Origin of the sequence: Desulfobulbus propionicus DSM 2032 (assembly GCF_000186885.1) — a bacterium.
Lineage (GTDB): Bacteria > Desulfobacterota > Desulfobulbia > Desulfobulbales > Desulfobulbaceae > Desulfobulbus > Desulfobulbus propionicus.
On sequence record NC_014972.1, the window covers coordinates 2,481,952 to 2,506,912 of the forward strand.

Annotated in this window: 26 protein-coding genes, 1 tRNA gene and 1 pseudogene; 10 read left to right on the plus strand and 18 right to left on the minus strand. The window is 56.3% G+C overall.

The window, feature by feature from the left end; genetic code table 11:
• The first annotated feature begins 15 nt into the window (after nucleotides 1-15).
• Both DESPR_RS10825 and DESPR_RS10830 read left to right on the plus strand, forming a co-directional pair.
• Nucleotides 16-324: an EscU/YscU/HrcU family type III secretion system export apparatus switch protein gene (locus DESPR_RS10825; RefSeq protein ID WP_015724856.1), complete on the plus strand. Its 309-nt coding sequence runs from the start codon at nucleotides 16-18 to the stop codon at nucleotides 322-324.
• Between the two features lie 114 nt (nucleotides 325-438).
• Nucleotides 439-732 carry a hypothetical protein gene (locus DESPR_RS10830; RefSeq protein ID WP_015724857.1) on the plus strand — a complete coding sequence of 98 codons (294 nt, stop codon included), beginning with the start codon at nucleotides 439-441 and terminating at the stop codon, nucleotides 730-732.
• Between the two features lie 73 nt (nucleotides 733-805).
• On the opposite strand, the gene DESPR_RS10835 is transcribed toward DESPR_RS10830, so the two are convergent.
• From DESPR_RS10835 to DESPR_RS10845, 3 genes are read right to left on the minus strand one after another with little or no spacing between them, the layout of a single operon-like run.
• Nucleotides 806-1,411 carry a flavin reductase family protein gene (locus DESPR_RS10835; protein WP_015724858.1) on the minus strand — a complete coding sequence of 202 codons (606 nt, stop codon included), beginning with the start codon at nucleotides 1,409-1,411 and terminating at the stop codon, nucleotides 806-808.
• 41 nt (nucleotides 1,412-1,452) lie between these two features.
• Nucleotides 1,453-2,856, minus strand: coding sequence for an MFS transporter (locus tag DESPR_RS10840; protein ID WP_015724859.1), 1,404 nt, complete (start codon nucleotides 2,854-2,856; stop codon nucleotides 1,453-1,455).
• A 15-nt stretch (nucleotides 2,857-2,871) separates the two neighbouring features.
• A complete protein-coding gene (locus DESPR_RS10845) occupies nucleotides 2,872-3,375 on the minus strand; it encodes a hypothetical protein (protein WP_043771163.1) in 504 nt (167 codons plus the stop codon).
• A 39-nt stretch (nucleotides 3,376-3,414) separates the two neighbouring features.
• On the opposite strand from DESPR_RS10845, the gene DESPR_RS18505 reads away from it, so the two are divergent.
• From DESPR_RS18505 to DESPR_RS10855, 3 genes are all read left to right on the plus strand, one after another.
• Complete coding sequence (locus DESPR_RS18505; protein WP_169701589.1) at nucleotides 3,415-3,699, plus strand: hypothetical protein; 285 nt, start codon at nucleotides 3,415-3,417, stop codon at nucleotides 3,697-3,699.
• 109 nt (nucleotides 3,700-3,808) lie between these two features.
• Nucleotides 3,809-4,117 (plus strand): transposase, encoded by a 309-nt coding sequence (locus DESPR_RS19040; protein ID WP_043770480.1) that lies wholly within the window; start codon nucleotides 3,809-3,811, stop codon nucleotides 4,115-4,117.
• A 35-nt stretch (nucleotides 4,118-4,152) separates the two neighbouring features.
• Nucleotides 4,153-5,157, plus strand: coding sequence for an IS3 family transposase (locus DESPR_RS10855; RefSeq protein WP_245529430.1), 1,005 nt, complete (start codon nucleotides 4,153-4,155; stop codon nucleotides 5,155-5,157).
• Here the strand turns inward: DESPR_RS10855 and DESPR_RS17950 are convergent.
• From DESPR_RS17950 to DESPR_RS10875, 5 genes and pseudogenes are all read right to left on the minus strand, one after another.
• The gene (locus DESPR_RS17950) at nucleotides 5,091-5,591 is read right to left on the minus strand and encodes a tyrosine-type recombinase/integrase (protein WP_343215913.1); all 501 of its coding nucleotides are present in this window, start codon (nucleotides 5,589-5,591) and stop codon (nucleotides 5,091-5,093) included. The genes DESPR_RS10855 and DESPR_RS17950 overlap by 67 nt on opposite strands.
• Nucleotides 5,592-5,594: 3 nt before the next feature.
• Nucleotides 5,595-5,780 (minus strand): annotated as a pseudogene (locus tag DESPR_RS19235) (Arm DNA-binding domain-containing protein); the annotation flags it as partial.
• Between the two features lie 210 nt (nucleotides 5,781-5,990).
• Nucleotides 5,991-6,067, minus strand: a tRNA-His gene (locus DESPR_RS10865).
• A gap of 53 nt (nucleotides 6,068-6,120) precedes the next feature.
• Entirely contained in the window at nucleotides 6,121-6,777 is a 657-nt protein-coding gene (locus tag DESPR_RS10870) for a hypothetical protein (protein ID WP_015724861.1), read from the minus strand.
• Nucleotides 6,778-7,018: 241 nt separating this feature from the next.
• Nucleotides 7,019-8,704, minus strand: a complete 1,686-nt coding sequence (locus tag DESPR_RS10875; RefSeq protein ID WP_015724862.1) for a prephenate dehydratase domain-containing protein — start codon at nucleotides 8,702-8,704, stop codon at nucleotides 7,019-7,021.
• A gap of 269 nt (nucleotides 8,705-8,973) precedes the next feature.
• Between DESPR_RS10875 and DESPR_RS10880 the strand changes: the two genes are divergently transcribed.
• A complete protein-coding gene (locus DESPR_RS10880; protein ID WP_169701715.1) occupies nucleotides 8,974-11,940 on the plus strand; it encodes a DEAD/DEAH box helicase in 2,967 nt (988 codons plus the stop codon).
• Here DESPR_RS10880 and DESPR_RS10885 read toward each other — a convergent pair.
• The 7 genes from DESPR_RS10885 to tolQ all read right to left on the minus strand — a co-directional run bounded on the left by DESPR_RS10885 (nucleotide 11,903) and on the right by tolQ (nucleotide 18,038).
• The gene (locus tag DESPR_RS10885) at nucleotides 11,903-12,352 is read right to left on the minus strand and encodes an SH3 domain-containing protein (protein WP_015724864.1); all 450 of its coding nucleotides are present in this window, start codon (nucleotides 12,350-12,352) and stop codon (nucleotides 11,903-11,905) included. The two genes, DESPR_RS10880 and DESPR_RS10885, sit on opposite strands and share 38 nt — an antisense overlap.
• Nucleotides 12,330-13,139: a TlyA family RNA methyltransferase gene (locus DESPR_RS10890; protein WP_015724865.1), complete on the minus strand. Its 810-nt coding sequence runs from the start codon at nucleotides 13,137-13,139 to the stop codon at nucleotides 12,330-12,332. Before DESPR_RS10890 ends, DESPR_RS10885 begins: the two co-directional genes overlap by 23 nt.
• A gap of 12 nt (nucleotides 13,140-13,151) precedes the next feature.
• Nucleotides 13,152-14,285 (minus strand): tetratricopeptide repeat protein, encoded by a 1,134-nt coding sequence (locus DESPR_RS10895; RefSeq protein ID WP_015724866.1) that lies wholly within the window; start codon nucleotides 14,283-14,285, stop codon nucleotides 13,152-13,154.
• Nucleotides 14,286-14,383: 98 nt separating this feature from the next.
• The gene (gene tolB, locus DESPR_RS10900) at nucleotides 14,384-15,634 is read right to left on the minus strand and encodes a Tol-Pal system beta propeller repeat protein TolB (RefSeq protein ID WP_052302097.1); all 1,251 of its coding nucleotides are present in this window, start codon (nucleotides 15,632-15,634) and stop codon (nucleotides 14,384-14,386) included.
• 97 nt (nucleotides 15,635-15,731) lie between these two features.
• On the minus strand, nucleotides 15,732-16,898 hold the full coding sequence (gene tolA, locus DESPR_RS17350; RefSeq protein WP_169701590.1) for a cell envelope integrity protein TolA: 1,167 nt from the start codon (nucleotides 16,896-16,898) through the stop codon (nucleotides 15,732-15,734).
• A 20-nt stretch (nucleotides 16,899-16,918) separates the two neighbouring features.
• Nucleotides 16,919-17,341 (minus strand): protein TolR, encoded by a 423-nt coding sequence (gene tolR / locus DESPR_RS10910; protein WP_015724869.1) that lies wholly within the window; start codon nucleotides 17,339-17,341, stop codon nucleotides 16,919-16,921.
• A gap of 4 nt (nucleotides 17,342-17,345) precedes the next feature.
• Nucleotides 17,346-18,038, minus strand: a complete 693-nt coding sequence (gene tolQ / locus DESPR_RS10915) for a protein TolQ (protein WP_015724870.1) — start codon at nucleotides 18,036-18,038, stop codon at nucleotides 17,346-17,348.
• A gap of 381 nt (nucleotides 18,039-18,419) precedes the next feature.
• Here tolQ and DESPR_RS10920 point away from each other — a divergent pair, with 381 nt between their 5' ends.
• Entirely contained in the window at nucleotides 18,420-19,334 is a 915-nt protein-coding gene (locus tag DESPR_RS10920) for an NAD(P)/FAD-dependent oxidoreductase (RefSeq protein ID WP_015724871.1), read from the plus strand.
• Between the two features lie 7 nt (nucleotides 19,335-19,341).
• Here the strand turns inward: DESPR_RS10920 and DESPR_RS10925 are convergent, their stop codons facing one another.
• From DESPR_RS10925 to DESPR_RS10935, 3 genes are read right to left on the minus strand one after another with little or no spacing between them, the layout of a single operon-like run.
• Nucleotides 19,342-19,893 (minus strand): DarP family protein, encoded by a 552-nt coding sequence (locus DESPR_RS10925; protein WP_015724872.1) that lies wholly within the window; start codon nucleotides 19,891-19,893, stop codon nucleotides 19,342-19,344.
• 27 nt (nucleotides 19,894-19,920) lie between these two features.
• Nucleotides 19,921-21,135, minus strand: coding sequence for a bifunctional phosphopantothenoylcysteine decarboxylase/phosphopantothenate--cysteine ligase CoaBC (coaBC, locus tag DESPR_RS10930; protein WP_015724873.1), 1,215 nt, complete (start codon nucleotides 21,133-21,135; stop codon nucleotides 19,921-19,923).
• A gap of 20 nt (nucleotides 21,136-21,155) precedes the next feature.
• Nucleotides 21,156-21,758, minus strand: coding sequence for a hypothetical protein (locus tag DESPR_RS10935; RefSeq protein WP_169701592.1), 603 nt, complete (start codon nucleotides 21,756-21,758; stop codon nucleotides 21,156-21,158).
• A gap of 258 nt (nucleotides 21,759-22,016) precedes the next feature.
• Here DESPR_RS10935 and DESPR_RS10940 point away from each other — a divergent pair, with 258 nt between their 5' ends.
• Genes DESPR_RS10940 through DESPR_RS10950 form a run of 3 tightly spaced genes read left to right on the plus strand, consistent with a single transcriptional unit; the run spans nucleotide 22,017 to nucleotide 24,851 of the window.
• The gene (locus tag DESPR_RS10940) at nucleotides 22,017-22,850 is read left to right on the plus strand and encodes a TatD family hydrolase (protein ID WP_015724875.1); all 834 of its coding nucleotides are present in this window, start codon (nucleotides 22,017-22,019) and stop codon (nucleotides 22,848-22,850) included.
• Nucleotides 22,837-23,544: a YggS family pyridoxal phosphate-dependent enzyme gene (locus DESPR_RS10945; protein WP_015724876.1), complete on the plus strand. Its 708-nt coding sequence runs from the start codon at nucleotides 22,837-22,839 to the stop codon at nucleotides 23,542-23,544. The genes DESPR_RS10940 and DESPR_RS10945 overlap by 14 nt, the downstream gene beginning before the upstream one ends.
• Nucleotides 23,541-24,851 (plus strand): UDP-glucose dehydrogenase family protein, encoded by a 1,311-nt coding sequence (locus DESPR_RS10950; RefSeq protein WP_015724877.1) that lies wholly within the window; start codon nucleotides 23,541-23,543, stop codon nucleotides 24,849-24,851. The genes DESPR_RS10945 and DESPR_RS10950 overlap by 4 nt, the downstream gene beginning before the upstream one ends.
• The last annotated feature ends 110 nt before the right edge of the window (nucleotides 24,852-24,961 follow it).

Consider the following 24,961-nt stretch of genomic DNA (forward strand, 5'->3'; position numbering starts at 1 on the left):
AGAAGGAAGGATTGCATGGCCGACGACCAGCGCACGGCAAAAAAGGCGGTTGCCCTGCTCTATGACCAGGACAAGGGAACGGCTCCGAAGGTTATCGCCAGCGGCTCCAACCTGATCGCCGAGAAGATCATCGCCACGGCGATGGAAGCCGGGGTACATATCCGCGAAGACAAGGATTTGGTCGAATTGTTGGCGAAAATCCCCCTTGGCCAGGAAATTCCGGTTGAACTCTACCAGACCATCGCCGAAGTCCTGGCCTTTGTCTATTCGGTCAACGGTACCTACAAAAACAAAAGCAACCCGACGACGCAACAGGGGCAATAGACTGCATCGGTTGCTCGGCAAAAACACGCTGTCCCTGCCCCGCCATTTCGCTGTTCAACCGTTTTCCCCGTGGCGGGAAACGGTCAATCATCCATCCACAAGGAGGAACGTCCGATGAGAAAGATGCTTATCTTTGGCGCAGTATCCCTCTTTACCCTCACCGTTGTCTCGCTCGGCACGGGCCAGGAGGCGACCGAACAAGGCTGCCGGCAGACCCTGCAAGCCAACTGCACCACCTGCCACGGCCTGAAAAAAATCTGCAACAAGCTCGATCAACAGGATGCGGACTGGAAGAAGATCGTCGCCAACATGGGACAAAAAGGCAATCTCAGCCAGGAGGTGCAGGACACGGTCGTGACCTGTTTGACCACCACCAAGGAACCGAAAAAATTGGTCTGCGGCCAATAGGAACACCAACCGTTCCATCCGCCGATGTTCTTCCGCGGGTGGCTGCCAACAGGGACATCGAGCACGATGTCCCTTATTTTTTGCTCCGCGATAATCCGACCTTTCTTTTTTTCCGTTTCTTTTCCACGGAAAATCCGAATTTTCCGATCTTTTTTCCCAGGGAAAAATATTGGCCGTGGGCAAACACCAGCGGTTCCGCCTTGGTCAGATCAAAGGCGCCGGTGCGGGGATCGAGGTAGCGCTCATCGGCCTTGACGTTGACCACCTCGGCAATGAACATGTCATGGGTCCCCAACCGCTTGATCTCGGTGACCCGGCACTCGATATTGATCGGCGCCTCGACGATGATCGGTGCCTTGATCACCGTGGCCGGGCCAGGGGTCAAATGCATTTCCTCGAATTTTTGATACTGACGCCCCGACCTCACCCCACACCAGTCGGTGGCGAAGGCCAGGGGCCGGGTGGTGAGGTTGATGACAAACTCGCGGGTCCGCCGCAGAATCTCGTACGAATGCCGCTGCGGTCGAACCGAGATGTAGCACATCGGCGGGTCGGAACAGAGGGTGCCGGTCCAGGCGATGGTGATGATATTGTACTCCTCGGCCGTCTCTCCCAGGCTGACCATGACCGCAGGCAGCGGATAGATCATGGTGCCGGGTTTCCAATCGACTTTTGTCATATCGTTCCGTTTTCACAACGTGTAGCACGCGCCGGCAGCGCTCAAGAGCGGCGCAGCCGGCCACGAAACATGGAAAAATAGACCCCTGCCCCGCACAGCACGGCCGAAAGAGCGAAGACGGTGCGGATACTGAGCAGAAAATGGGGATAGTTATCCGGGGTGAGAGTCTCGCGTCCGACCATGAGGGCCAGGACCACGGTGGCGATAGCCATGCTCACCATCTGCCCCATCAGACGCATGGTGGCCACCACGCCCGAGGCAATGCCGTACTGTTCCTTGGCCACCGATCCCATGATGGCGCTCATGTTCGGCGAGGAGAACAGGGCAAAGCCAAAACCGAGCAGTAGCAGGGTGGCGGCAATGGCCGGCGTGGGCGTGGCGGCGTGCAACTGGGTGAACACCAGCATTCCGGCCACGGTGATCGCCATGCCGGCGGAGGCCAGCAAGCGGGGTTCGACCCGGTCCGAAAGCCGGCCGGCAATGGGCGAGAAGAGGGCCATGACCACCGGTTGAGCCATGAGAATCGTGCCGGCCGTCTGCGGCGGCATGCCCTTGAGATACTGCAGGTACAGACTGAGGAGAAAGGTGACCGCGAAGGTGGCCGAGTAGTTGAGCAGGGCCGCCAGGCTGGAAAAGGCAAACACCCGGTTTTCGCGGAACAGCGACACGTCGAACACCGGATGCGCGCTCTGCCGCTGCTGGTGGAAAAAAAAGGCCAACGCGCCCACGCCGGTCAGCACCAGGATGCCGCCAGGCAAACTTGGCAGAATGGAGGCGCCGTAGATCAGGGCAAGGATTGCCGCCGCATAGATCACGCTGCCGAGCACGTCGAGGCGTTGCTCGCGCGGATCGGCCCATTCTCCCTTGAGAAAGGTTAGGGTCACGGTAATGGAGACGGCGCCCAGGGGCAGCATGATCAGAAAAATGGAGCGCCAGCCAAACTGCTGGGTGAGGATGCCGCCGACAAATGGACCGACCGAAAGCCCGACGTACACCGCCGCCACATAGATGCCGATCGCCCGGCCACGTCGGTGCGGAGGAAAGATCGAGGTCAGGATAGCCATGCCGGTGGTGATGAACATGCCGGCGCCCAGCCCCTGCATGGCCCGGAACACCAACAGCCAGGTGACGTTGCCGGCAAAGGCGGCCAGGGTCGAAGCCAGGGTGTACGTGGCCAATCCGCTGGTGAACACCTTTTTCCTGCCGCGCATATCGGCGATCTTGCCGACCGGCAGCAGGACAACAGCGACCGCCAGCAGATAGGCGGTGGCGATCCAGCTCAGCTGCACCGCGTTCATGCTCAGATCGGCCTGAATGGCCGGCAGGGCCACATTCACCGAGGAAATCATGAACGGCCCAAGAAACGAGGTCAGGGTGGCGACAAACAGCGCTGAACGTTCCAGGGACGAGACCTGCGGTGCCGGTTCACGGGAAGAAGAAGACATGCGTTGGGTGCCGGCTTACTTGTTGTGCCCTTTGCCTTTTCCCTGTCCCTGGCCAGCTTCTTTACCATGCCCTTGACCGCCTTCTTTTCCCTTGCCCCGTGCATGGCTAGGTGCGCCGGGTTCCCTGCCAGGAGCATCCATGAGCACGAAATCGCCGCGTTTGAGCGCATGAAATTCGGCCGAACCCGGCTTGATGCCCAACTCCTTGGCAACCACGCCCCACCCTCTGCCCCTGTTGGCGCTATACGTCCGCAGCACCTGCTCGGGCGGAAGACCCAGCATCTGGCCAAGTTGTAGACACATGAAGGCGTCGGCGGGTACGGCAACCGATCTGAGCAGGGAATGGACCCGCGTCTCGGGCACACCGAATTGGGCGCTCAGACGCACCCCATAACCATCGATATCTGTCCGGGCCTGGCCGTTGAGGCCGGCGAGAAATCCGTCCAGATCGGCATGCGCCGCGGCAGGCAGGGTGAGCACGACAACGAGGAGCATCATCAGCAAACAACGAAAGTTCATATAACCTCCTTCAATGATGGTGGACGCACGGGCCGGGCAATGAGCGGCTCGCACAGCGTGCATGTTGAACATGTCAGCCGGAACGATCGGCCGGGTGCAGATGCGCACCATACCACGCCTTTCCGGGAATGTCTGGTCAAGATTGCGGCCGACGATGCGCTGGGAGCAGGCGAACAGAAAGCCGACTCGTTCGGCCTCGGACTTGAAATCGCGGCGGCCGTAGGCCAGATCCACCGCCCGATCAGAAAATATGCGGGAATCGCTGAGGGCAAAACCGTGTCCCCACACATGGTGATTTGTCCCCAAATCATGGGGACAAAATAAGGCAAAGAAAAAGGCGGTTCAAGCAAACTGGAACGGAATTTGTCTTGGTTCAACAGGAATAGGACAATCCTGCCGTTTATGATAAACCATCATGAACGGAGGGAAGTCCATGCGAAAGAAGCGTCACAACTACAGCCCTGAAGAGAAGGTCTTTATCCTGAAACGGCACTTGGTTGGCCGAGAGGCGGTTTCGGATTTGTGCGACGAATACCAATTGCAGCCGAAGATTTTTTACGATTGGCAGAAGCAGTTCTTTGAAAAAGGGGCTTCAGCGTTTGCCCGTGAAGGAAAGAGCAAACAGCAGGCGGAGGAGAAGCGCATTCGTGAGCTTGAGGAGAAATTGCGCCGGAAACATGAAGTGCTTTCGGAACTGCTGGAGGAGCATATCCAGTTAAAAAAAGAACTTGGGGAGCTCTGAATGGCGGTTGGGTTCCCCATGACACCCGCGATGCCGTGGTTGATTTCAGTCGCCGGTGGAGTGCAAAAGCAGAAATACCCACCAACAGGCTCATCGTCTGGCTTGGCGTGGCGCGGAGTAAATTTTACGCCTGGATTGGCCGTTGCGGCAAGGCAAACGAACATAACGGTCTAATCCCTCGTGACTTCTGGCTGGAGTCCTGGGAGCAGGAGGCCATCATCCGGTTTGCGCTCGATCATCCCCTGGAAGGGTATCGGCGGTTGACGTTCATGATGCTTGATCGGGACATTGTTGCCGTCAGTCCGAGTAGTACCTGGCGAGTCTTGGCCAAGGCCGGTTTGCTCAAGAAGTGGAACCGAAAAAACAGCGCCAAGGGAAATGGCTTCGTGCAACCGCTTCGTCCTCATGAACATTGGCATATCGATGTGTCACATCTCAATATCTGCGGCACCTTTTATTATCTATGCAGCCTGCTCGACGGCTGCAGCCGTTTCATCGTTCATTGGGAGATCCGGGAGCAGATGACGGAGCAGGATGTGGAGATCATTGTCCAACGGGCCAAGGAGAAATACCCCGAAGCCCGGCCTCGGATCATCTCCGATAACGGCCCGCAATTCATTGCCAAGGATTTCAAGGAATTCATCCGGCTCTCCGGCATGACGCACGTGCGGACATCACCGTACTATCCGCAGTCCAACGGCAAGTTGGAGCGATTTCATGCCACCATCAAGGGAGAGTGCATTCGCCCCGGCGTACCGCTTTCCCTTGACGACGCCCCGAGGATGGTGGAGAAGTTCATTGCCCACTACAACAACGTCCGGCTGCATAGCGCCATTGGCTACGTGGCTCCAGTGGACAAGCTCAGTGGCAGGGAGCAGGAAATTTTCAAAGAGCGGGACCGGAAACTGGAAGCGGCCAGAGAACTGAGGAAGACAAAACGGCTTCGGGCGCCGTCGGCAAACCCGATGCTCTCTCAAAAAGACAATACGGCTCCTTCGGAGTCCTTACTGCAAACGGCAAGATTGTCCATTTCCAACTGAGGCGGAACAAATGAAGCTTCCGTGATAACTGTCAATAGCTCGCAGCAATCGCGCCGTTTCCTCCTGGGTTGTTGGCGCTGCCATGTGCTTGACGATTCTCGGCGCAAGATGATGTGGAGCCCCTCGGCCGGAGAGACAACAATCTTGCCAGATGGGATGGCATGACTGAAAACTTGCTTACATGACGAATAGGCTTTTCTTGCTGTAGCGCTGGATCTTGAATCGATACGCTTCAATACGATTAACAGCTCTGCGGATGTAATTTCGTCAATTTGCCTGTCACCAATGAACGGAAAAATGTCCTTCTCCAAAATGGTCAAAGTTTTCTCTCTGTGAGATGGTGACCACCCAGGGGATTTTAAAGCTATCCATTCAAGGGCAATATTTTTGAAGCTATGTTCCCCTGCGAGATTGGACTTGATGACCTTTTTCACCTCGCTGGGATCAATTCCCTGGGCAAGATGTTTTCTTGCCTCCTGATGCCTGGCCCTGGCATCTTTGAGCGAAATTTCAGGAAATACACCAAGGGCAAAGAGTTTCTCCTTTCCCCCAAATCGATATTTGAACCGCCAACGCTTCGCCCCTTTGGGGGTAACCTCCAAAAAAAGCCCCCCACCATCGAAGAGCTTTTGCGTTTTTCGGTCGGCTTAGCCTTTGAAATTGTGATATTTGTAAGCTTCATGGGGGTAACCATATCACCAATATATTAAGTTACCCCCACATATTCCTTGCTGTCAATGGATTTGCATAGACACTACTAGACAACAAAAAACCCGCTTTCCTTGTGAGAAAGCGGGTTTATTGATTTCTTTGGACTGCTTTAGACAAATGAATGGGGTGAACGATGGGACTTGAACCCACGACCTCCGAGGCCACAACCCGGTGCTGCCACCAGCTGAGCTACGTTCACCACGCAAACGTGCGCTTATATACACGCACGGTGTCGTTTTGGCAAGGAGAAAGTCAGGCCGCCAGCTCACGCTGGCAGTGTTTGCAGACCATGGCCCGGGCTTTGATCAGTTCCGAGCAGTAAGGGCATTCCTTGACGAAGTTGCCGGCGAGCACCTGCGCGATGGCCAGGTTGACCTCCTGTTGCAGATGCGGATCCTTGAACACATGGTTGCGCAACGGTTCGATACAGGCCAGATCGTTCAACTTGGTCACCATCCCGACCGCCCGCTTGCGGTCATCGATGCGCGCGGAGTCATCGAGGAGGATGGTCAACGCCGGCGCCAGATCGTTCTGCTCAACACAGGTGTCCAGGCAGGCCAACGCCTCCTGCTGCCGCTGATAGCGTTCGCTCTGCCGCTTGAGGGCCTCGATGTCGACAATGGAGCCGGTAAAGGCTTCCTTGCCGACCACCATCATACTGTAGCTCTCCTTGGAATTGGGGATTTCCATGTAGCGATACGACCCTACATGGCCATATTGGTTGGCGATGTAATCCCACCCTTTGACAAAAAGCGGGCATCGGTCGTTGAGGCAGATGAACAGGTATTCCGACCCCCAACCCAAACCATCACCAACATGCACGGCCGGCGCGTGGCATAGAACGAGATCGCCGCTGCAATGCGGACAGTAGTGTTTCTCTTCAAGATATTTCAGAACGGTCGATAACATAATGGGTCATGCACTCCTTAGGGTTGAGGGGTGATCGTTGTCTGCGGCAAGGGACAGGGCGGACCGCCGACCGGCGGGGCCTTCAGACCAGCTCACCCGCTACCCGGCCGTAACTCCGGCCGGAAAAGCAGAACAGCGCACCACAGGGCAAAAAGGGCCAGCAGGAACAGATGTTGATGACGATTGTTTTTCATAATGCGGCAAAAATAACCATTGGCGTCCCCGCGGTCAACCAGGTGCCTCATAGCATCCGTCCCAGGACCTCGTCAACCGCCTTGGCCTGACGCATTCGCGCCTGGAGAAAGGTCTCGGTAAGGTGTTGGGCGTTTTCGTCGATCAGGCTGCACAGGCCGTTGATGGTGGCCGCATCCGCCATGCGGATCACCCGTTCCAGGTTTTTGGCGAAATCGCTGACGATTTTGCGGCTGTCCCCCGAGGTGGACATGATCTCCGCATAGGTCCGCGGATTTTGCGAATGGACCCTTGACATGGCCAGAATGGGATAGAGCGAGGTCAGGGTGCAGTGGCTGGCGATATCCTCGCTGGTGATGTGGTTCTCGTTCAGGGTCATAGCCAGGGCAACCGAAATCATGGTGGGCAGTTTTTGCCCAACCCCCATGAGCAAGTCATGCTTGGAGGGCGAATCGTGAAAGATGTCGGCACCGTGCTTGTAGAGGAAGGCCTCGAATTCGCTGCAGAACATGCCGCTGCGCGAGGTGCGGACCACGATGGCGTTCTTGTCCTTCATGGTGGCGGCCTGCGGCCCCCAGAGGTTGTGCACCAGCATGACCTCGACCTCTTCCTGGGTGGCTTCCAGGGCGCTCTTGATCGTTTCCTCGGACTCGCCGGCGAGCAGGATCAGGGCCTTGCCCGGCGCGAGCAGCGGGCCATACTGCCGGACCGTGGCCGAGGTGACCGAAATGGGCACGCAGACCACCACCACATCCACCCGCTCGATCATCTGTTCCGGGCGAAGGGTGGTGGTCCGCCCGGTCAGCATCACCTCATAGCCCTCGCTCGCCAGCCGGTCGGCAAACCATCGGCTCATGGCACCGGTGCCGATGAAGCCAAACGACTTGATGTACTTGGTGCGCATGTCGACCCGGGGAAAGCTGCCCAGGAGACGAATCATGCCTTGCTGTTGGATAACCCGCGATTCGATATGGGCGATGGCGCTGGCCATGCGCTCACTGCCCACATGGCCCTCCGCTTCCAGATAGATACGCAGTTTCTGCGATTTGATATCGTTTTCCGTGCGCATGTCGACGATGTTGATGCCGCGCCGGGAGAACTCGTTGAGGATGTCGACCAGAATGCCCACCCGGTCATCCAGGGGTTCGGTGATCAGGGTGGTGGCGTCATAGCCCGTGGCCGGTGCCAGTTCATGGCCGAGCACCGCATAGCGGGTCCGGTTGTGCGGGGCCACCTCGCGTTCGATGATCCGCAGGCCGTGGGCGGTCAAGGTTTCGGCGCTGTCGACCACCGCCCTGCCCTTGACCTGGCCGCTTTCGCGGATCTCGGCAATGGCTTGGCTGACATCCTGCACGCTCACCTCGGTGATACCGGGGAGTTGGTTGTCGATGAACTCTTCGCACTGGTTGAACACCTCGCGCTTGCCCACCAGTATCCGCAGCCCAGCCACGGTTTCGTTCTCGTCGAACACGCCCAGGGACAGATTGGAACTGAGAATGATGTTGCCGACCCAGTAGCCGCTCTTGATCTGATCGAAAAAACGGAAATACTGTTTCTTTTCCCCTTCCCGGGTATTATACACCGGCAGGACGGCATACTCGGTCTCGCGGGCGGCAAAGGCATCGAGCAGGGCCTTGACATGGGGATACGGCCGGATCTCCGCCTCGCCGTCGTACTGTACGGCGGCCTGCCATGACGGCGAGTGTTCCGGGCCAAGGGTTGCGATCGTTTTCATGTTGGGGTGTTCCTGGGTACATATTGACCAGTCCTGCGGGGGCCTCTCGCGCGGCGATCAGCGGCGGATGGCGGAGGACCGGTTGGGGTAAAAAACGAGGCGGCGTTCGGGCCGCATGCGGGGCACGCGATGGGACATCCGACAAAGGGTGGGCGTGCGGTGGCCGGGCGGCGCCGAACAATCACTCCAACAGGGTGCAATACAAGGTTAGTGCCGCGGAGTAAAGCTATTTTTGGCAATAGCGGACGATGAAGGTGAAGGCCGTGACAATGCAACCCATTCGGGGAACGGTGGCAGAGTATCTCGCCGCCCTCAAGAGTTCGAGCACATTCGGACCGCAGGTAGTGGCGCATCGGGTGACTGCTCCTCGCGAGGCCGTCACCCTCCCCCCTGACATGCTGATGCCGGCACTGCGGCAGCTGCTTGAGCTCCGGCGAATGGCTGGACTCTATGCCCACCAGCACCAGGCCATTGGCCACATCCTCGCCGGCGGCAACACGGTGGTGGCCACCCCCACCGCCTCGGGCAAGAGCCTGATCTATACCCTGCCGGTTTTCCAGACGCTGTTGCATTATCCGGCGGCCAAGGCCCTCTACCTCTTTCCCCTTAAGGCCCTGGCCCAGGATCAACTCAAAACCGTGGAGCAGCTCTGGCACCTGCTGCCGGCAACCCTGCGGGGCGAATTACCGGTTGGGGCCATCTACGACGGCGACACCAGTGGCTACCGACGCAAGAAGATTCGCGATGTTCCACCACCGATCATGATCACCAATCCGGACATGCTGCATCTGTCGCTGTTGCCCTACCATGACCGCTGGGCCCATTTTTGGGCCAACCTGCGGTATGTGGTGATCGACGAGATCCACACCTATCGTGGGGTCTTCGGTTCGCACGTGGCCTGGGTGATACGGCGGCTCAAACGAATCTGCGCCCTCTATGGCTCCAGTCCCCTTTTCATCCTTGCCTCGGCGACCATCGGCAACCCCGGTGAACACGGGCGGTTGCTGATCGACGCGCCGGTGACCGAAATCACCCAATCCGGAGCCGGCAGCGCGGCGCGCCACACCCTGCTGCTCAATCCGCTCGAAAGCGCCGCCACCAGCGCCACTCGGTTGCTGGAGGCGGCGATCAGCCGTGAACTGCGCACCATCGTTTACTGTCAGTCGCGCAAGATGACCGAGCTGATCACCGTTTGGACCGAGAAGCGGCTCAAGGAGCGCAAGGGATTGATCGCCTCCTACCGCTCAGGTTTCCTCCCAGAGGAACGGCGGGGTATCGAGGACCGGCTGGCCTCCGGCAGTTTGCTGGGGGTAATCTCCACCTCGGCCCTGGAACTGGGAATCGATATCGGCCACTTGGACCTCTGCATTCTTGTCGGCTACCCCGGCTCGATGATGGCCACCTGGCAACGGGCCGGACGGGTCGGACGCAAGCAACAGGAATCGCTGGTGGTGCTGATTGGCCACGAGGATGCCCTGGATCAGCACTTCATGCGCCATCCGGAGGATTTTTTTTCCCGGCCGGTGGAACCGGTGACCATGCATGTCGGCAATCCTCATATCGCTGGTCCGCAACTGGTCTGTGCCGCTGCGGAAATCCCGTTCTCCGCCACCGACCCGTTGCTGGCCACACCGGAAATGAGGGCGATGATCGAGCGGCTCACCAGGCAGGCAACGCTGTTGCAATCCGCAGACGGCAACACCTGGTTTTCACCACAACGCTATCCGCAGCGCCATGTCAATCTGCGGGGCGGCGGCACCACCCTGTCGATTCTGGTTAACCAACCACGGCGTCAGCTGCTGGGGATCATCGATGCCCATCGGGCCCTGCGCGAATGTCATCCCGGAGCCATCTACCTCCACATGGCCCGGACCTATCATGTCGACAGCCTCGATCTGGAAGGAGGGGAAATCCTGGTCACCGAGGCCAAACCCGCCTATTTCACCCGGGTACTGACCGAGAAGAGCACGGAAATCATGGCGATCATTGAGACGACCCGTTGCGGGGCCGCCCAAGTACGTTACGGCACGCTGCGGGTGACCGAACGCATTACCGGCTATCACCGCATCGCCCACGGCAGCTTGCGGATCATCAACCGGGTACCGCTTGATCTGCCGCCGCAACGGTTTGAAACCGAAGGATTCTGGGTGGAAATTCCCGACTGGCTGCAAAGAAGGACGGAGGAGGCCAAGCTGCACTTCATGGGCGGCATCCATGCCCTGGAACATGCGATGATCGGCCTGATGCCGCTGATGGTTCTCTGCGACCGCAACGACTTGGGCGGAATTTCCCATCCATGGCACGATCAGGTGGCTGGTCCGGCGGTCTTTGTCTACGACGGTCACGCCGGTGGCATGGGGCTGACCGCCCGCGCCTTTGGCGCCATGCAGCGCCTCCTTCAACAAACCCGGCAGTTGGTGGCCGATTGTCCGTGCGACCTTGGATGCCCGTCCTGCGTCCATTCCCCCAAATGCGGCTCCGGCAACCGGCCCATCGACAAGCAGGCCTGTGGGTTTCTGCTTGAGCAGCTGATGCATCCCGCCATGCCGGCGGTGCGGGAAGTCGCCAAGCACCCCCGTCCCCTGCCACAGGCTGTCAAGGAGCGGCAACGACCGGCCGATCTTCCGCGAAATTTTGGGGTATTCGATATCGAGACCCAGCGATCAGCCGAAGAAGTCGGCGGCTGGCACCGGGCGGAATTGATGCGCGTTAGTGTCGCCGTGCTGTACGAAAGTTGCGGCCAACGATTCACCACCTACACCGAAGCCACTGTCGGCGCACTCATTGAACGTCTCTTTGCCTTGGACCTGGTGGTCGGATTCAACAACAAGCGCTTCGACAACAAGGTGCTTTCGGCCTATACCAATCGCGATCTTGGGCTGCTGCCCTCTTTTGACCTGTTGGAGGCGATCAGCGGTCTGCTGGGCTACCGGCTCAGCCTCGACCGATTGGCGGAAAAAACATTGCGAGTGAAAAAAGAGGGCAACGGCCTGGAGGCGCTTCGCTGGTTCAAAAGGGGAGAAATGGAGAAATTGGCGGCATATTGCCGCAAGGACGTGGAAATCACTCGGGATTTGTTTCTGTACGGCTGCCGGCAGCAGTATCTCCTGTTCCAGAACAAGGCGGGTCAGGAGGTACGGCTGCCGGTGGACTTCATCCAATCAATCGAGCAAATACTCGACCAGAGGGAGCGGATGCTCAGGGCCAGACAAGATCTTTCTGCACCCAGCCAGTGAGATCGGGGTGAGAGATCTTGATCCAGTCCCCCTTCTGCTCGACCTTCTTGAAGATCACGTCCTTGACCCCCTTACCCACCACCGAGTCATTGGCGCTGGGGCCGCTGCGGATATTGCATTCCTTCACCTTGACAATCACGTAGGGCGTTTTGCTGACCAACGATTCGGTGATATAACCCTTGTCACCCTCGTAATCGCTGACCTTCAACCACTGTCCCTCTTTGCTGAGAATTTCAAGCGGGTAGCCCGAAGGCAACTGATAGAGAATGTCGGTGTTGGTGTTGGGGCCGGAACGGAGATTGACTCCATCCTTGACGACGCTGACATACTCCGCGCCCAGAACGGTGCTCACAGCAAAGGCAGAGGCCAGCAAACTCAATGGTATCGTCTTAATCAACGGTCGAAAGGTCATCACGATCTCCTTTGTCCAAAATTTGCGTTCCATTGTCCCCTGTGACGGCGGAACCGGTCAATAACATAAAATACTCTTGATTGCCCTTGGCCCCCTTGACGCCGGAGGCGATGATGCGTTCACACCCCAGCCCCAACCGTTGCCCGAACTGTTGCACCATGTGCAGGGCCTGCCGGTGCAACAGCTCGTCGCTGACAATCCCCCCATCGTCCACCAGCTCGCGGGGCAGTTGAAACTGCGGCTTGACCAGAGCCACAATGCGAACAACGCCTTTAAAAAGCGGGATGAGGGGAGGCAAAAGCGGTTCGAGCGAGATAAACGAAGCATCGATCACGGCCAGATCGAGGCATTTCGGTATGTGGTGCGTGGTCAGATGGCGGGCATTGGTCCGTTCGAGCACCACCACCCGCTGGTCGTTGCGCAGTTTCCAATCCAGCAGTCCATAGCCCACGTCAACACAGTAGACCCTGCGTGCACCGTGCTGCAGCAGGCAGTCGGTGAATCCACCGGTGGAACTGCCGATATCGGCGCAGACCCAGTCGTGGGGAGTGATCGCCAAACCGGTCAGACCGGTTTCCAACTTATCGCCACCGCGACTGACAAAGCGTTTCCCCCCTTTGACCGAAACATGGGAGGTGGCCGCGACCTGCGCGCCGGCCTTGTCCAGGCATTGATCGTTTACCAATACCTGCCCCGCGCCGATTAGCCGCCTGGCGTGGTCGATATTGTCGGCCATCCCCCGCTCGACGAGCAGGAGATCAAGCCGTTGTTTCTGTTTTCCCGCCAACGCTCCTTGTCGCTACAGTTTACCCAGCCGTTCCTTGGCCTGCGACGCCTCCGCGCTGCCGCCATGGTCACTGATCAATTTTTTATATATGATCTTAGCGGTTTCATGGTCGGTTAGCTTTTCAAAGGACATCCCTTGTTTGAGCAGTGCCGCAGGAGCCAGCGCATCCTTGCCGTGATTGGAAATGACTTTTTGATAGTCCAGGATGGCCAGGTCATACTCGCCTTGATTGTACAGGGATTCTCCCATGTAATACAGCGACTTGGCTGCCTGGGAACCATTGGGGTTGGTCGACAACGACTGTTCGAAGGATTTGTAGGCTTCTTTGTAGTTCTTTCCTTTATACTGATTCATCCCCTGGGAAAAAGGATCGGAAGAGGAAGAGGCGGCCTGACTCTTTTCCTCAGGGGCTGCTGAGGATGCGGCTTTGGTGGATGCTGGCGGTGCGGCTGCCGCCGTCTGCGCTGCAGGTTGTTCGGCGGCCTTTTTCGTGGTTGTGGGCATGGTCGTGGTTGCGGCCGTGGTCTGGGACGACGCCGTTGAGGCAACCTTGGTCTTTTTGGAACCAGGCTCCACTTTGACAAAAGCACTCGAAGATGGAGCGGAAGCTGGCGACACCGCTGTCGTGGCTACCGGAGCAGCAGAGCTGGCGGCCGAAGCGGCGCGCTGTTTGGCGGCTTCCGCCTTTTGCGCGGCCGCCTGGGCGCGCTTTTCCGCTTCATTAATTTTATCTTGCTGAATTTTTGTAAAATTTTCACTAATGAGCGAAATTTTCTCTTCCAGTACTGCTACCTTTTGACTGAGCTCAGAGATTTTGGCATCCTGATCTGTCCGCGCATTCTCCATGGAGGACTGCAGATTGGCGATATTCTGATTGACCTGTTCACGGAACTGGCTGGTCTGGGAGGCGTTCTCCTCGATGCTTGACTTGATCCGCAAGGTTTCGTCCTCGACCTGATCAATCTTGCTTACCGAACTGGCCTGCTTCTTCTGCATTTGGTTAACCGTGTTGCTTTTCACGTCTTCAAGCTTTTGATTCATCGCTCGAAGCTGGTACTGCAAATTTTGCACTTCATCCTGTGAGGCACATTGGGTCAACAGCATCAGCGAGCAACCCGCCACCGCGATATTTCTTATGGTTTTCATACTCTAGGGCTCCCTTGCTCTCAGAGAACGTTAACGGTTTTCATCACCTGGAAAATAGTTCTCCGTTCCGATTCAGATGTGCATCAACAAACGTTTCGTCAAGGCAATCGGCCCGACCATTGGGGATAGGATTGATTGCCCTTCATGGCAAAAAGCGATCGAACATCCTTGCCGCTCTTGCTGACCACGCAAATTTCCGATCGGCTGCCACTCTTTCGAGTCACCGCGAGCAGCCGGCCATCGGGGGACCATGTTGGCGACTCGTAGTTGCCGCCGCCGGTACTCAACTGGCGGACATTCCCTCCGTTGCGGTCCATGACGAAAAGCTGGTAGATCCCTCCTTGCAGGCCGGTAAAGGCAATCTCATCTCCCTTGGGCGACCAGACGGGTTCGCTGTTTTCAGGACATTTGAAAGTCAGGCGTTTGGCTTGGCCACCTCCGGCACTCATCACATAGACGTTGGGTTTGCCGCTCCGATCGGACACAAAGGCAAGAGTTTGGCCGTCGGGAGAATAAGAAGCCGACACGTTGATACCGGCGCCAGAAGTCAATTGCCTGATGATGTTGCCTTGACGATCCATGGAATACAAATCAGGGTTACCGCCTTTGCTCAAGGTGACAACCATGGTACGGCCATCGGGGGAAAAGGTTGGCGCCAGATTCAAGCCGTTACGTCGTGACAGGGCATTGGTCGCTGTATTCTGCCGCAGATCGGTGATGTACAGATCCTGATTTCCCCGATGATAGGTCGAGTAAGCGAGGTAATTGCCATCCGGAGTAAAACGAGGGGAAACACAAAGCGCCCGATGACGAGTGACCTGACGAGGATGTCGTCCGAGGATATCGGAAATGTACACTTCTTTCCGTCCTGTCGCGTCGGAAACATAGGCTATCCTGGTTCGCGCCACGCCCATCTCTCCAGTGAAGTCCTGGATCAGGGTGTCGCACAAGCGCAACGTCATGTCTTCGAGTTGGGCGGCGGACCCTTTGAATCGACGACCGGCCAGTGACGCATTGCTGGCCACGTCAAGAATCTGTCCTTCGACTGCAATCCCGGCAGGGTCGCCGCTGACCTGGCCCAGGACCACGTAGTCGGCACCCAGGGATTTCCAGTCCGCATCGCGACTGCCGCCATACCGGCTTGAATCGATGACGCCGATAAAGCCGTGCAGCTCAAGCCCCTTGGTGAGCAACTGCGCGACGGCGGCACCTTGATTGCCTCCACTGCCGCTGAAATTGGGCACTGCGACCATGATCTTGCGGACATCGGACGCACTGATGTCGTAATAGGTCCGTTCTTCCGCTTGAAGATTCCGCGCCGACAGGCAGGAAAGAAAACTTACCGCCAAGATAACGACTGTGAAAAGAGAGTGTCTGCGTTTCATAGTAAGATGTGGGTAATGGTGTATTCTTGTTCAGCCCGGCAAGACATTTTGTATACACAATCTATCGCAACTTGCCAAGTTCACGAACATTAAAATTACAGGGCACTTCCGTGGTCTCCTCGGTCATCAGGGCGGGGAATGGCGGCATGGGCACGGCCCGGTTGATCGCCTTTTCCACCAGCTGATCGAATTGGGGGTCTCCCGAACGTCGTTCGAATTGAATGCGGACGACCTCACCCTTTTTATTGATGGTAATCACGACATTGGAGGCCAGACTGTTGTCCCAGCTGCGGGTGTCCGGCAGTTGCCAGAATTCATTGATCCGGGACGCCGCTGTTTTGCCGTAGGTTTGCGCCACAATACCACTGGCTGCGGCCCGACCGGTCGTGGTACCAGTGGCAGCACCTTGCATGGAGGCCGCCTTGCGGGCTGCATCCGCTCGCGCCGCAGCCAAAGCGGCATTGGCGGCATTGGCCTGGGCCGCCAGCTCCCTGGCTTCCGCAGCAGCCTCACGAGCTTCGTTTTCCGCCCGAATCTGGTCCAGCCGAGCTTGAGCAAGGGCTTTTTTGCGTTCGTCCTCGCGACGCTGCACCTCCTTCCGCTCGGCCTCACGCTTGCGCTCTTCAATCTTCTTCTGCAGCTCCTGCTCTTCTTGTTTACGCTGCTCAGCCTCGCGCTTGCGCTCTTCGATCTTCTTCTGCAGCTCCTGCTCTTCCTGTTTGCGTTCTTCCTGCTCGCGCTCCTTGACTTTCTCCTCTTCCAGCCGTGTATCCTGTGCCTTCTTTATTTTGCGTTTTTCGGGCGCAAGCGAAATAGGATCCTTTGTTTCCACCGGCTCTGGTGCGGTTGTTTCGGGCTCCACAGCCACCTTTTCCTTGGGGGTTGGAGCAACGGTTTGTGGCGGAGATGCCGGTTCCGGGGGAGCCGCCGGTTCTGGTGGAGGGGGCGGTGGAGATGGTGGTTCTACTTTTTTCTCAACGGCTGGCTTGCTCGGCTTGGCGGAAGGAGCAGCCGCTGGCGGCGCGCCGCCGCCTCCAACATCCGGTAGCGAGACGAGGCTGACGGAAACGACCTCCTCGACGATCGGCTTAGAGGAAAACAGTGAAGGCATGAACACAACAGACAAAACAACAGCCACATGAACGCCAAGAGCGAGCAATGTGGCCAGCCACCAACGTCTGTCGGTTTCCTGCTGAAGGAGATAGAATTCCGTCTCGGTATACTGCACAGCTATACAACTCGTTCCTTTTACTTCTCGTTTTCAGCTGGAACAGTGATCATTCCCAGCTTTTCAAAACCCGCGGCATGAATGTCCGCCATGGTCGAGGTGACCACGCCGTACGGCACATTTTTATCCGCCCGCAGATAAATGCCCTCTTTTTTCACCTCGGGCGGCATATCGCGCAATTGTTGCTGGAGACTTTCCGAGGTAACTTTATCTTTTTTCAGGTACACATCCCCTTCCTTACGGATCGTGACCACCAACGGTTCTTCCTGCTGGCGCAGGGCCTTGGTGGTGGCTTCCGGAAGTTCCACCTCGAGCCCCTGGGTCATCATCGGCGCCGTGACCATGAAAATGATCAGAAGAACAAGCATGACATCGACAAGGGGGGTCACGTTGATTTCAGCAACAATGCTCCGCTTGCCCTTGTTGTTTCCTAGCGGTCCCATACAATCACGTCCTGGTGAGAATGTCCCTTTCAATGAGGTTGATGAAATCGGTACTGAAACTCTCGACGTTGGAGTCGAATTCAGCCACCTTATTGGAAAAGTAATTGTAGAAAATGACTGCGGGAATAGCAACGGCAAGACCGGCTGCTGTGGCGACGAGCGCCTCGGAAATACCCGGCGCGACAACGGCGAGCGAGGCTGATCCCCGCTCGCCGATGCTTTGAAATGAAGCCATGATTCCCCATACCGTACCGAACAGACCGATGAACGGGGTTGCACTGCCAGTGGTGGCAAGGACACTAATATAACTCGCCAAGCGGTCGGATTCAAGAAACTGAGCCTTCCGCACCGCTCGCTTCAGGTTGTCCATGGTCGCCAGCTGTGTTTCCAATGTCGCGAGGGCTTGCCCGGCGCTTCGTGCGGCGCTGATTTTTTTCAACTCGTTATACCCGGTGACAAAAACGGTCGCCTCGGGGCTGAGCGGATATTCCCGAGCAGCGTCATAGGCTTCGTTCAGGGTTTTACTGTCCCAAAAGGCATCGAGAAAATCGAGGGAAGCGTTTCGCGCTTTGCGAAACATGAGAAATTTCATAATGACAATCGACCAGGAAGCAACTGAAAAAATGAGCAAAATGAGCATGATCAATTTGCCCATCATCCCGGCATGCTTCATTATTTCAAAAATAGACAAACTCACGACGTTCCTTCTCGTTGAAATTGTTTTCTTTTGTCCCTGTCGTTAAGCGACAGGGGGTTGCCTGTCAATGTTGACGCCATGCGAAAACAGGCGCACAAAAACGTGACCCGCTCTGCAGCGTATCTCCTGCCGGTTATGACAGAATCTGCAAGCGGGCCAAAAAACATGGAATGTACCACATTTGGCCTGAATTCGATGCAGAAATCGCACCGTCCGGCAATCTGTGATCACAATAAATTTGAATTATATACGAATCCAATAAATCTGTCGACCTTGATATGGAGATGAGGTACAAATCTTCAGGAAGGATTCGTGTTTGTTTACACCTTTAGGAAAAACGACCCTTCAGTTTTATCGTTTCTCTCATCTAAGGAGCAGCATATGGCAGAACAACTGTATGATGTGGTTATTATAGGTGCCGGACCGGCAGGCCTTCAGGCGGCCATTCATGCCACAAGAAAAAAAACCCGCGTATTGGTCTTGGGTCGGGCGGAAAACTCGGCCCTCTATGGCGCCCATATTGAAAATTATGCCTTTGTCGGCGGCATTCATACCGGGGCCGAGTTGCTGCATATTGGTGTCGAGCAGGCAAAAAATTTTGGCGCCGAAATTTCTTGCGAGGATGTGCTCAAAATCTCCAATATCAACGAGCAATTTCATCTTAAGCTGGAAAATGGCCGAGAAATCGCTACGAGGACGCTGATTTTCTGCATGGGGGTTTCCAAGAAAAAGCTCGGAGTTCCCGGCGAGAAGGAACTGCTGGGTCGAGGCGTTTCCTATTGTGTCGATTGCGATGCCAATTTCTATCGCGGAGCGGTCGTGACCGTAACCGGTGACCGGAGCGCCGCCGTTGATGGGGCGTTGACCTTGCTTGATTACGCCTCAAAGGTCTACCTGGTCACGGACACGTTGAATGTCTCCAAGGAATTGCTCGCCCGTCTCAAGGCAAGCACGGTAGAATGGATTGCAAGTACCGTCAAGCAGGTCAATGGCGAACGCGTTGTGCAGTCGCTCGTGCTGACCAACGGAGAAACCCTGGAAACAGAAGGGCTCTTCATCGAGCTTGGCTCCAAGGGCGCATTGGAACTCGCCACACAGATCGGAGTGCAGCTCGATAGCGAATCCTGCAAATATATCGAAGTCAACCGGAAGCAGGAAACCAACATCCCTGGAATTTACGCGGCGGGAGACATTGTCGGCCCCCCTTATCAGATGGCCAAGGCCGTCGGCGAGGGATGCGTCGCCGGCATGGAGGCGGCCACCTATGCGCGGAAACTGCGTGAGACTATGGGATAAAAAAAAATCATTCCTTCACCAGCGACTCGTTCGCACGCTGGCGCGACTCGTGAATGGATTTGAGATAACGGAAAATCTCCCGGCTATGCCGGGGGTTTCTCGTGCGGGCAAACAGGTAGGACAGCCGTGACAACGTCAGCACATCGATTTCAGGCAACTGCGCCTTGAGTTCCACCAAGGTCCGGCTTGACCAATTTTCTCCCCATTCCATGTTGCGCTCTTGACATGCCCGCTGTGTTTCCAAGGCTTCGTTGATGAGCGTGTCGCGGAAAAACTCGAGAGTGTGCAACTGCTTCCGTTCTGCCAAGAACTTGCCGCGATGTCGGCCGACCACGGCATACAGGGGTTCAAGCGAATGCTCCTGAAGCAGTTTGGTGAGATACTTGATTTGACGCTGCCTGGCACTTCCTTTCAGCCCAGCGGTTTCCCGAAAAATGGGTTTCAATTCCTCCAGACCAGCCACGTGATCAAGCACCTGGGGCGGCAACCGAACCAGTTCGGCCACCAGTTGTTCAATTTCCTTGATTCGCCTTTTTTGTTCCGACCGGCTTACCTGCATCACGAAACGCCCCGTTGTTGAAAAGAGTTACTCCTTGATGGCCTTTTCGCCGAGCAGGGTGACAACCCTGTCCAAAATGCGATCGGCTGTGGCTTCCTTGCTCAGCAGCGGCAAGGGATGGATTTCCTTCCGTCCGATCAACGTAACCTGATTGGTTGCCACATCGAACCCGGTTTCCGAACCAAGAATATCATTGACCACGATCAGATCCAGGTTTTTTTCCCGGAGTTTTCGCTGTCCTTCGGACAGGTGATCGTGGCTCTCGGCAGCGAAGCCGACAAGAACCTGATGCGGTTGGCGACGATGGCCGAGCTCGGCCAGTATATCCCTGTTCTTGATCAAATCGAGCCGCAACCCTTGGTTCGTTTTCTTGATTTTCAAGGATTGGCAGCTTGCTGGCCGAAAATCAGCGACCGCTGCGGATTTGATGATCACATCCATGGCAGGAGCCTGTCCGAGCACTGCGGCTGCCATTTCCTCTGCGGTCGTTACCCGAATCACGTCAATGCCCCATGGATCGGCAAGCGCCACCGGCCCGGTGACCAAGGTCACCGCCGCTCCCCTGCGTTGCGCGGCTTGCGCCAGGGCAAACCCCATCTTGCCGCTGGAACGGTTGCTGAGGAAGCGTACGGGATCGATAGGTTCACGGGTTGGCCCTGCAGTGATCAAAACGCTCTTGCCTTTGAGATCGGCTGGCCCCAAAAGAAAAAGCAGGGCCTCCCGCGCGGCCTCCCATTCGGCCAACCGTCCGTCTCCGGTTTCCCCGCAAGCCAAGGCGCCACTCCCCGGTTGCACCAGATGATAGCCAAATTGCCGCAAGCGGTTCATGTTTTCCTGGGTGGCGGGGTGGGCCAGCATCGAGGAATTCATTGCCGGACAGATCACCACCGGAACCTGGGCAGCAAGGACCACGGCCGCCAACAGGGTATCAGCCCAACCACCGGCAAGCCGGGCGATAGTCTGCGCGGTTGCTGGCGCGATGACAAGCGCATCCGCTTCCCGGGACAGATTGATGTGCGCCATGACCCGATCGGGTGATTCATCAAACATGTCGCGGTAGACGGGATTACCGGAGAGAGCCGAAAAGGTCAATGGGGCGACAAACTTCTCGGCGGCCCCGGTCATGAGCACGGTCACCACCGCTTCTTCCTTGACCAGTTCCCGCACCCACTGGGCCGCCTTATAGGCGGCGATCGACCCGGTCACTCCCAGCAGAATATTCTTTCCTTGCAGACCCGACATGATGGAAAATTGGGAAATGTTTATTGGGAAAAGGATTCACCAAAGGAGCCGGATGAATCGCCAACCGAACCGGCGCCGCCGCCCCCTGTCTTGTCAATGGCCACATACAGTTTCAACTCGGTTTTACCAAGGACGCCCTCGGCGATGACCATCATGCATGTCTTGTTGGGCTTGATAAAGGCCAGCATGATGTTCTTCGAGGCCGTTTCCCCGACAAGCCGCCACTTATTATCCTGCATGGAGGCGATCATGTAATCTTTCAAGGACATGATCTCGGCCCGCCCTTTGTACGTAAAAACACCCCCTCTGAAGGACTCGGTCTTGATGACCATCGAGTTCTTTCGGTCCCACTGAAGTTCTGTTGGCAGGGTAATATCCTTGATATCGTCGGCGAAATTGGTCATTTGTGGCAATCCGGAAGCGTCGGTCGCCATTTTACTGCCCGAGGAGGCGCAACCAGCGCAAAGGAGCATGAATGCCATCCCCAGGAAGAGCACCAATTTCATTCCATTATTTGTTTTCATGCGAGTCATCCTCCAGTTCTGAAAAGAGTTGTTCAGGCGGCTTTCTTTAAACGTCTGTGTAGAAAAGCCCGTTGAACGGAATCCGCTGAGCTCGGTCATGCGCCTTCCTGTCCTCATGGGTTCTCCCATTGTTTTCCTTCAAAAATCAGGGAGAAAAAAAGATATCCCCTGCCACGGCAGCGGACAGGCGACCCAAGATAACCAGTTGTAAAAAAATAAGGTTTTAATGTCAATAAACATTCACTATGATACAGGGCAAATGTCTTGCCTCGACAAAAAGAGGCATCCCGATCGGACGTTCAACGACCCAACCCACTCAATATTCTAAAAAACAGCATTCCACGCACAGCGGTTCCCATGAAGCTCAACAACACCCCCTTGCCCCAACTCGACAGTTCCGCCGAACTCATCGACACCCATTGCCATCTTGACATGGAAGAGTACCAAGCCGATCTCGAAACAGTGATTCAGGCGGCGGCGCAACACGGCATCCGCCGAATCATCACCATAGGGATTGATCTTGCCAGTTCCTGCCGGGCGGTCTCCCTTGCTCAGCAACATGCCGGAGTCTTTGCCACCGTGGGCATTCATCCCCATGACGCCGACCAGGCGAACCGGGAGACGCTCAAGCAGCTTGCCGATCTGGCAAAAAATGCCCGCGTGGTCGGTTACGGCGAGATCGGCCTGGATTATGCCAAGAAATATGCGCCCGCGGAGGTCCAGCGCAAGGCCTTCGCTGCGCAACTTCAACTGGCCAAGACACTTGATCTGCCGGTGGTGATTCACGACCGGGACGCCCATCAAGATGTGGCCCGTTTGATTCGATCTGCAGGCCCCTTTCCCCGGGGAGGCGTGATGCACTGCTTCTCCGGAGACAGACGATTGGCGGAGGAGATGGTTGATTGCGGTTTTTTCCTCTCCATTCCAGGCATTGTCACCTTTGCCAATGCGGCAACGTTGCACGACGTCATCCGGGCGATTGACCTCGATCACCTGCTGCTGGAAACCGATGGACCCTTCCTTGCCCCCGTGCCCTATCGAGGCAAAAGAAATGAACCGAAATTGATGCTTTACACCGCGCAAATGGTCGCATCGCTCAAGCAGGTTTCCCTGGAGGAAGTGGCCAGGGCAACCACGACCAACGCGGTCCGCCTTTTTCACCTGCCCGAGGTTCGCCATGATTGTCGATAATCTTACCCGAATTTTGACCACCATCGCGACAGCAGCGCGCAGATCAGGAAGGCATCCAGATACCGTCCAGTTGGTAGCGGTCAGTAAACAAGTCGGAGTAGAAGCCATTTGCGAGGCGGTCGCGGGCGGGCAAATGCTGTTCGGAGAAAACTATCTCCAGGAGGCAGCGGACAAAATCCCTCAATTGCCGCCCACGGTTCAGTGGCATTTCATCGGTCATCTGCAAAGCAATAAAGCGGCACAAGTGGCGGAACTCTTTACCATGGTGGAGACGGTCGATCGCTTCAAAGTCGCCAAGGCGCTCGATCTGCATGCCAAGCGATTAGACAAGCACCTGTCCATCCTCATCCAGGTCAATATCGGCCGGGAAAAACAGAAATCCGGGGTAATGCCCGAGGAAACAACAGAGCTTCTGCACGCCATCAGCGCGGAAACCAATCTTCGTGTTCGCGGTCTGATGGCGCTGCCCCCCTTTTTCTCCGATCCAGAAAAAAGCCGTCCCTATTTTCGCGCGCTCAGAGAACTCGCCCAACAGCTGGCCGTAAAAAAATTATTCCATGACAACGACGCTATTGAACTTTCCATGGGGATGTCCAACGATTATCCTGTGGCGATCGAGGAAGGGGCAACCATTGTCCGCGTCGGAACAGCGCTGTTTGGCAGCAGAATGAAAGAAGGAGTTGAAAAAAAATGAATATTACCATGATCGGAACCGGTTACGTAGGCTTGGTCACCGGTACCTGTTTTGCCGAATTTGGCCATATTGTCACCTGTGTTGACAACATGGAAGAAAAGATCATGCAATTAAACCAAGGGATTATTCCCATTTACGAACCCGGCCTCGACGTGTTGGTCAAAAAAAATACCGCCGAGGGCCGGTTACGTTTCACCACCGACCTCGCCCAGGCGATCCCCGAGGCGGATGCAGTCTTCATCGCCGTGGGCACGCCCAGTTCCCGTCGCGGTGACGGCTATGCCGACCTAACCTATATTTATGCGGCTGCGCGGGAACTGGCCGTCCAGCTGCGTAAGTATACCGTGGTTGTCGACAAGAGCACTGTACCGGTGGGCACGGCCCGGCAGGTCGAGCGAATTATCCGAGAAACCAATCCGCAGGCTGAATTCGATGTTGCCTCCAATCCGGAATTTTTGCGGGAGGGAGCTGCGATCAGCGATTTCATGCGCCCGGATCGCATCGTCATTGGGGTCGAGACGGAACGAGCGGGAAAAGTGCTCAAGGAAATTTATAAGCCCCTCTATCTACGCGATACACCGATCGTCCACACCACGATCGAAACAGCTGAGCTGACCAAGTATGCCGCCAACGCCTTTCTCGCGGTGAAAATCAGCTTTATCAACGAAATTGCCATGGTGTGCGAATCAGTCAACGCCAATGTCATTGATCTGGCCAAAGCAATCGGCATGGATGGACGAATCGGCAGCAAATTTCTCCACCCCGGTCCAGGTTACGGCGGTTCCTGCTTTCCCAAGGATACCCTGGCCCTGATGCGCATCGTGCAGGAACATGGGGAAAATGTGCGCATCGTTGAAGCCGCGGTCGAGGTCAATGCGGCGCAAAAGGCAAGAATGGTAAAAAAAATCAGAGAGATGCTCGGAGGTATCGAGGCCGGGAAAACCATCGCCATCCTTGGCCTAACCTTCAAGCCAGAAACCGATGACATGCGGGATGCGCCATCCACGACCATTCTTCCCGCCCTGATAGAAAAAGGAGCGCGCATCCGGGCCCATGATCCCAAGGGCATGGAAGAGGCAAAAAAATACCTTCCCGCCGCCATTGAATACGTCGACACCCCCTATGAGGCCGCAACAGGGGCGGACTGCATCGTGCTGATGACAGAATGGAATCAATATCGTGCCCTGGATCTGCGCCAGCTCAAAACACGGATGAAGACCCCGATCTTTATCGATTTACGCAATGTCTACGATCCGGCCAGCATGAAAGAAGCCGGATTTCAGTATACGGGGGTCGGCAGGAAATAGTTGGAAACAAAACAGCTCCCTTTAGGGACAACAAGACCTAAAGGGAGCTGCAAAGTGCTGAGGAAGGAGAAAAAGCAGTTGCGTGCCGAGCGGACACTGAAATGATCCAC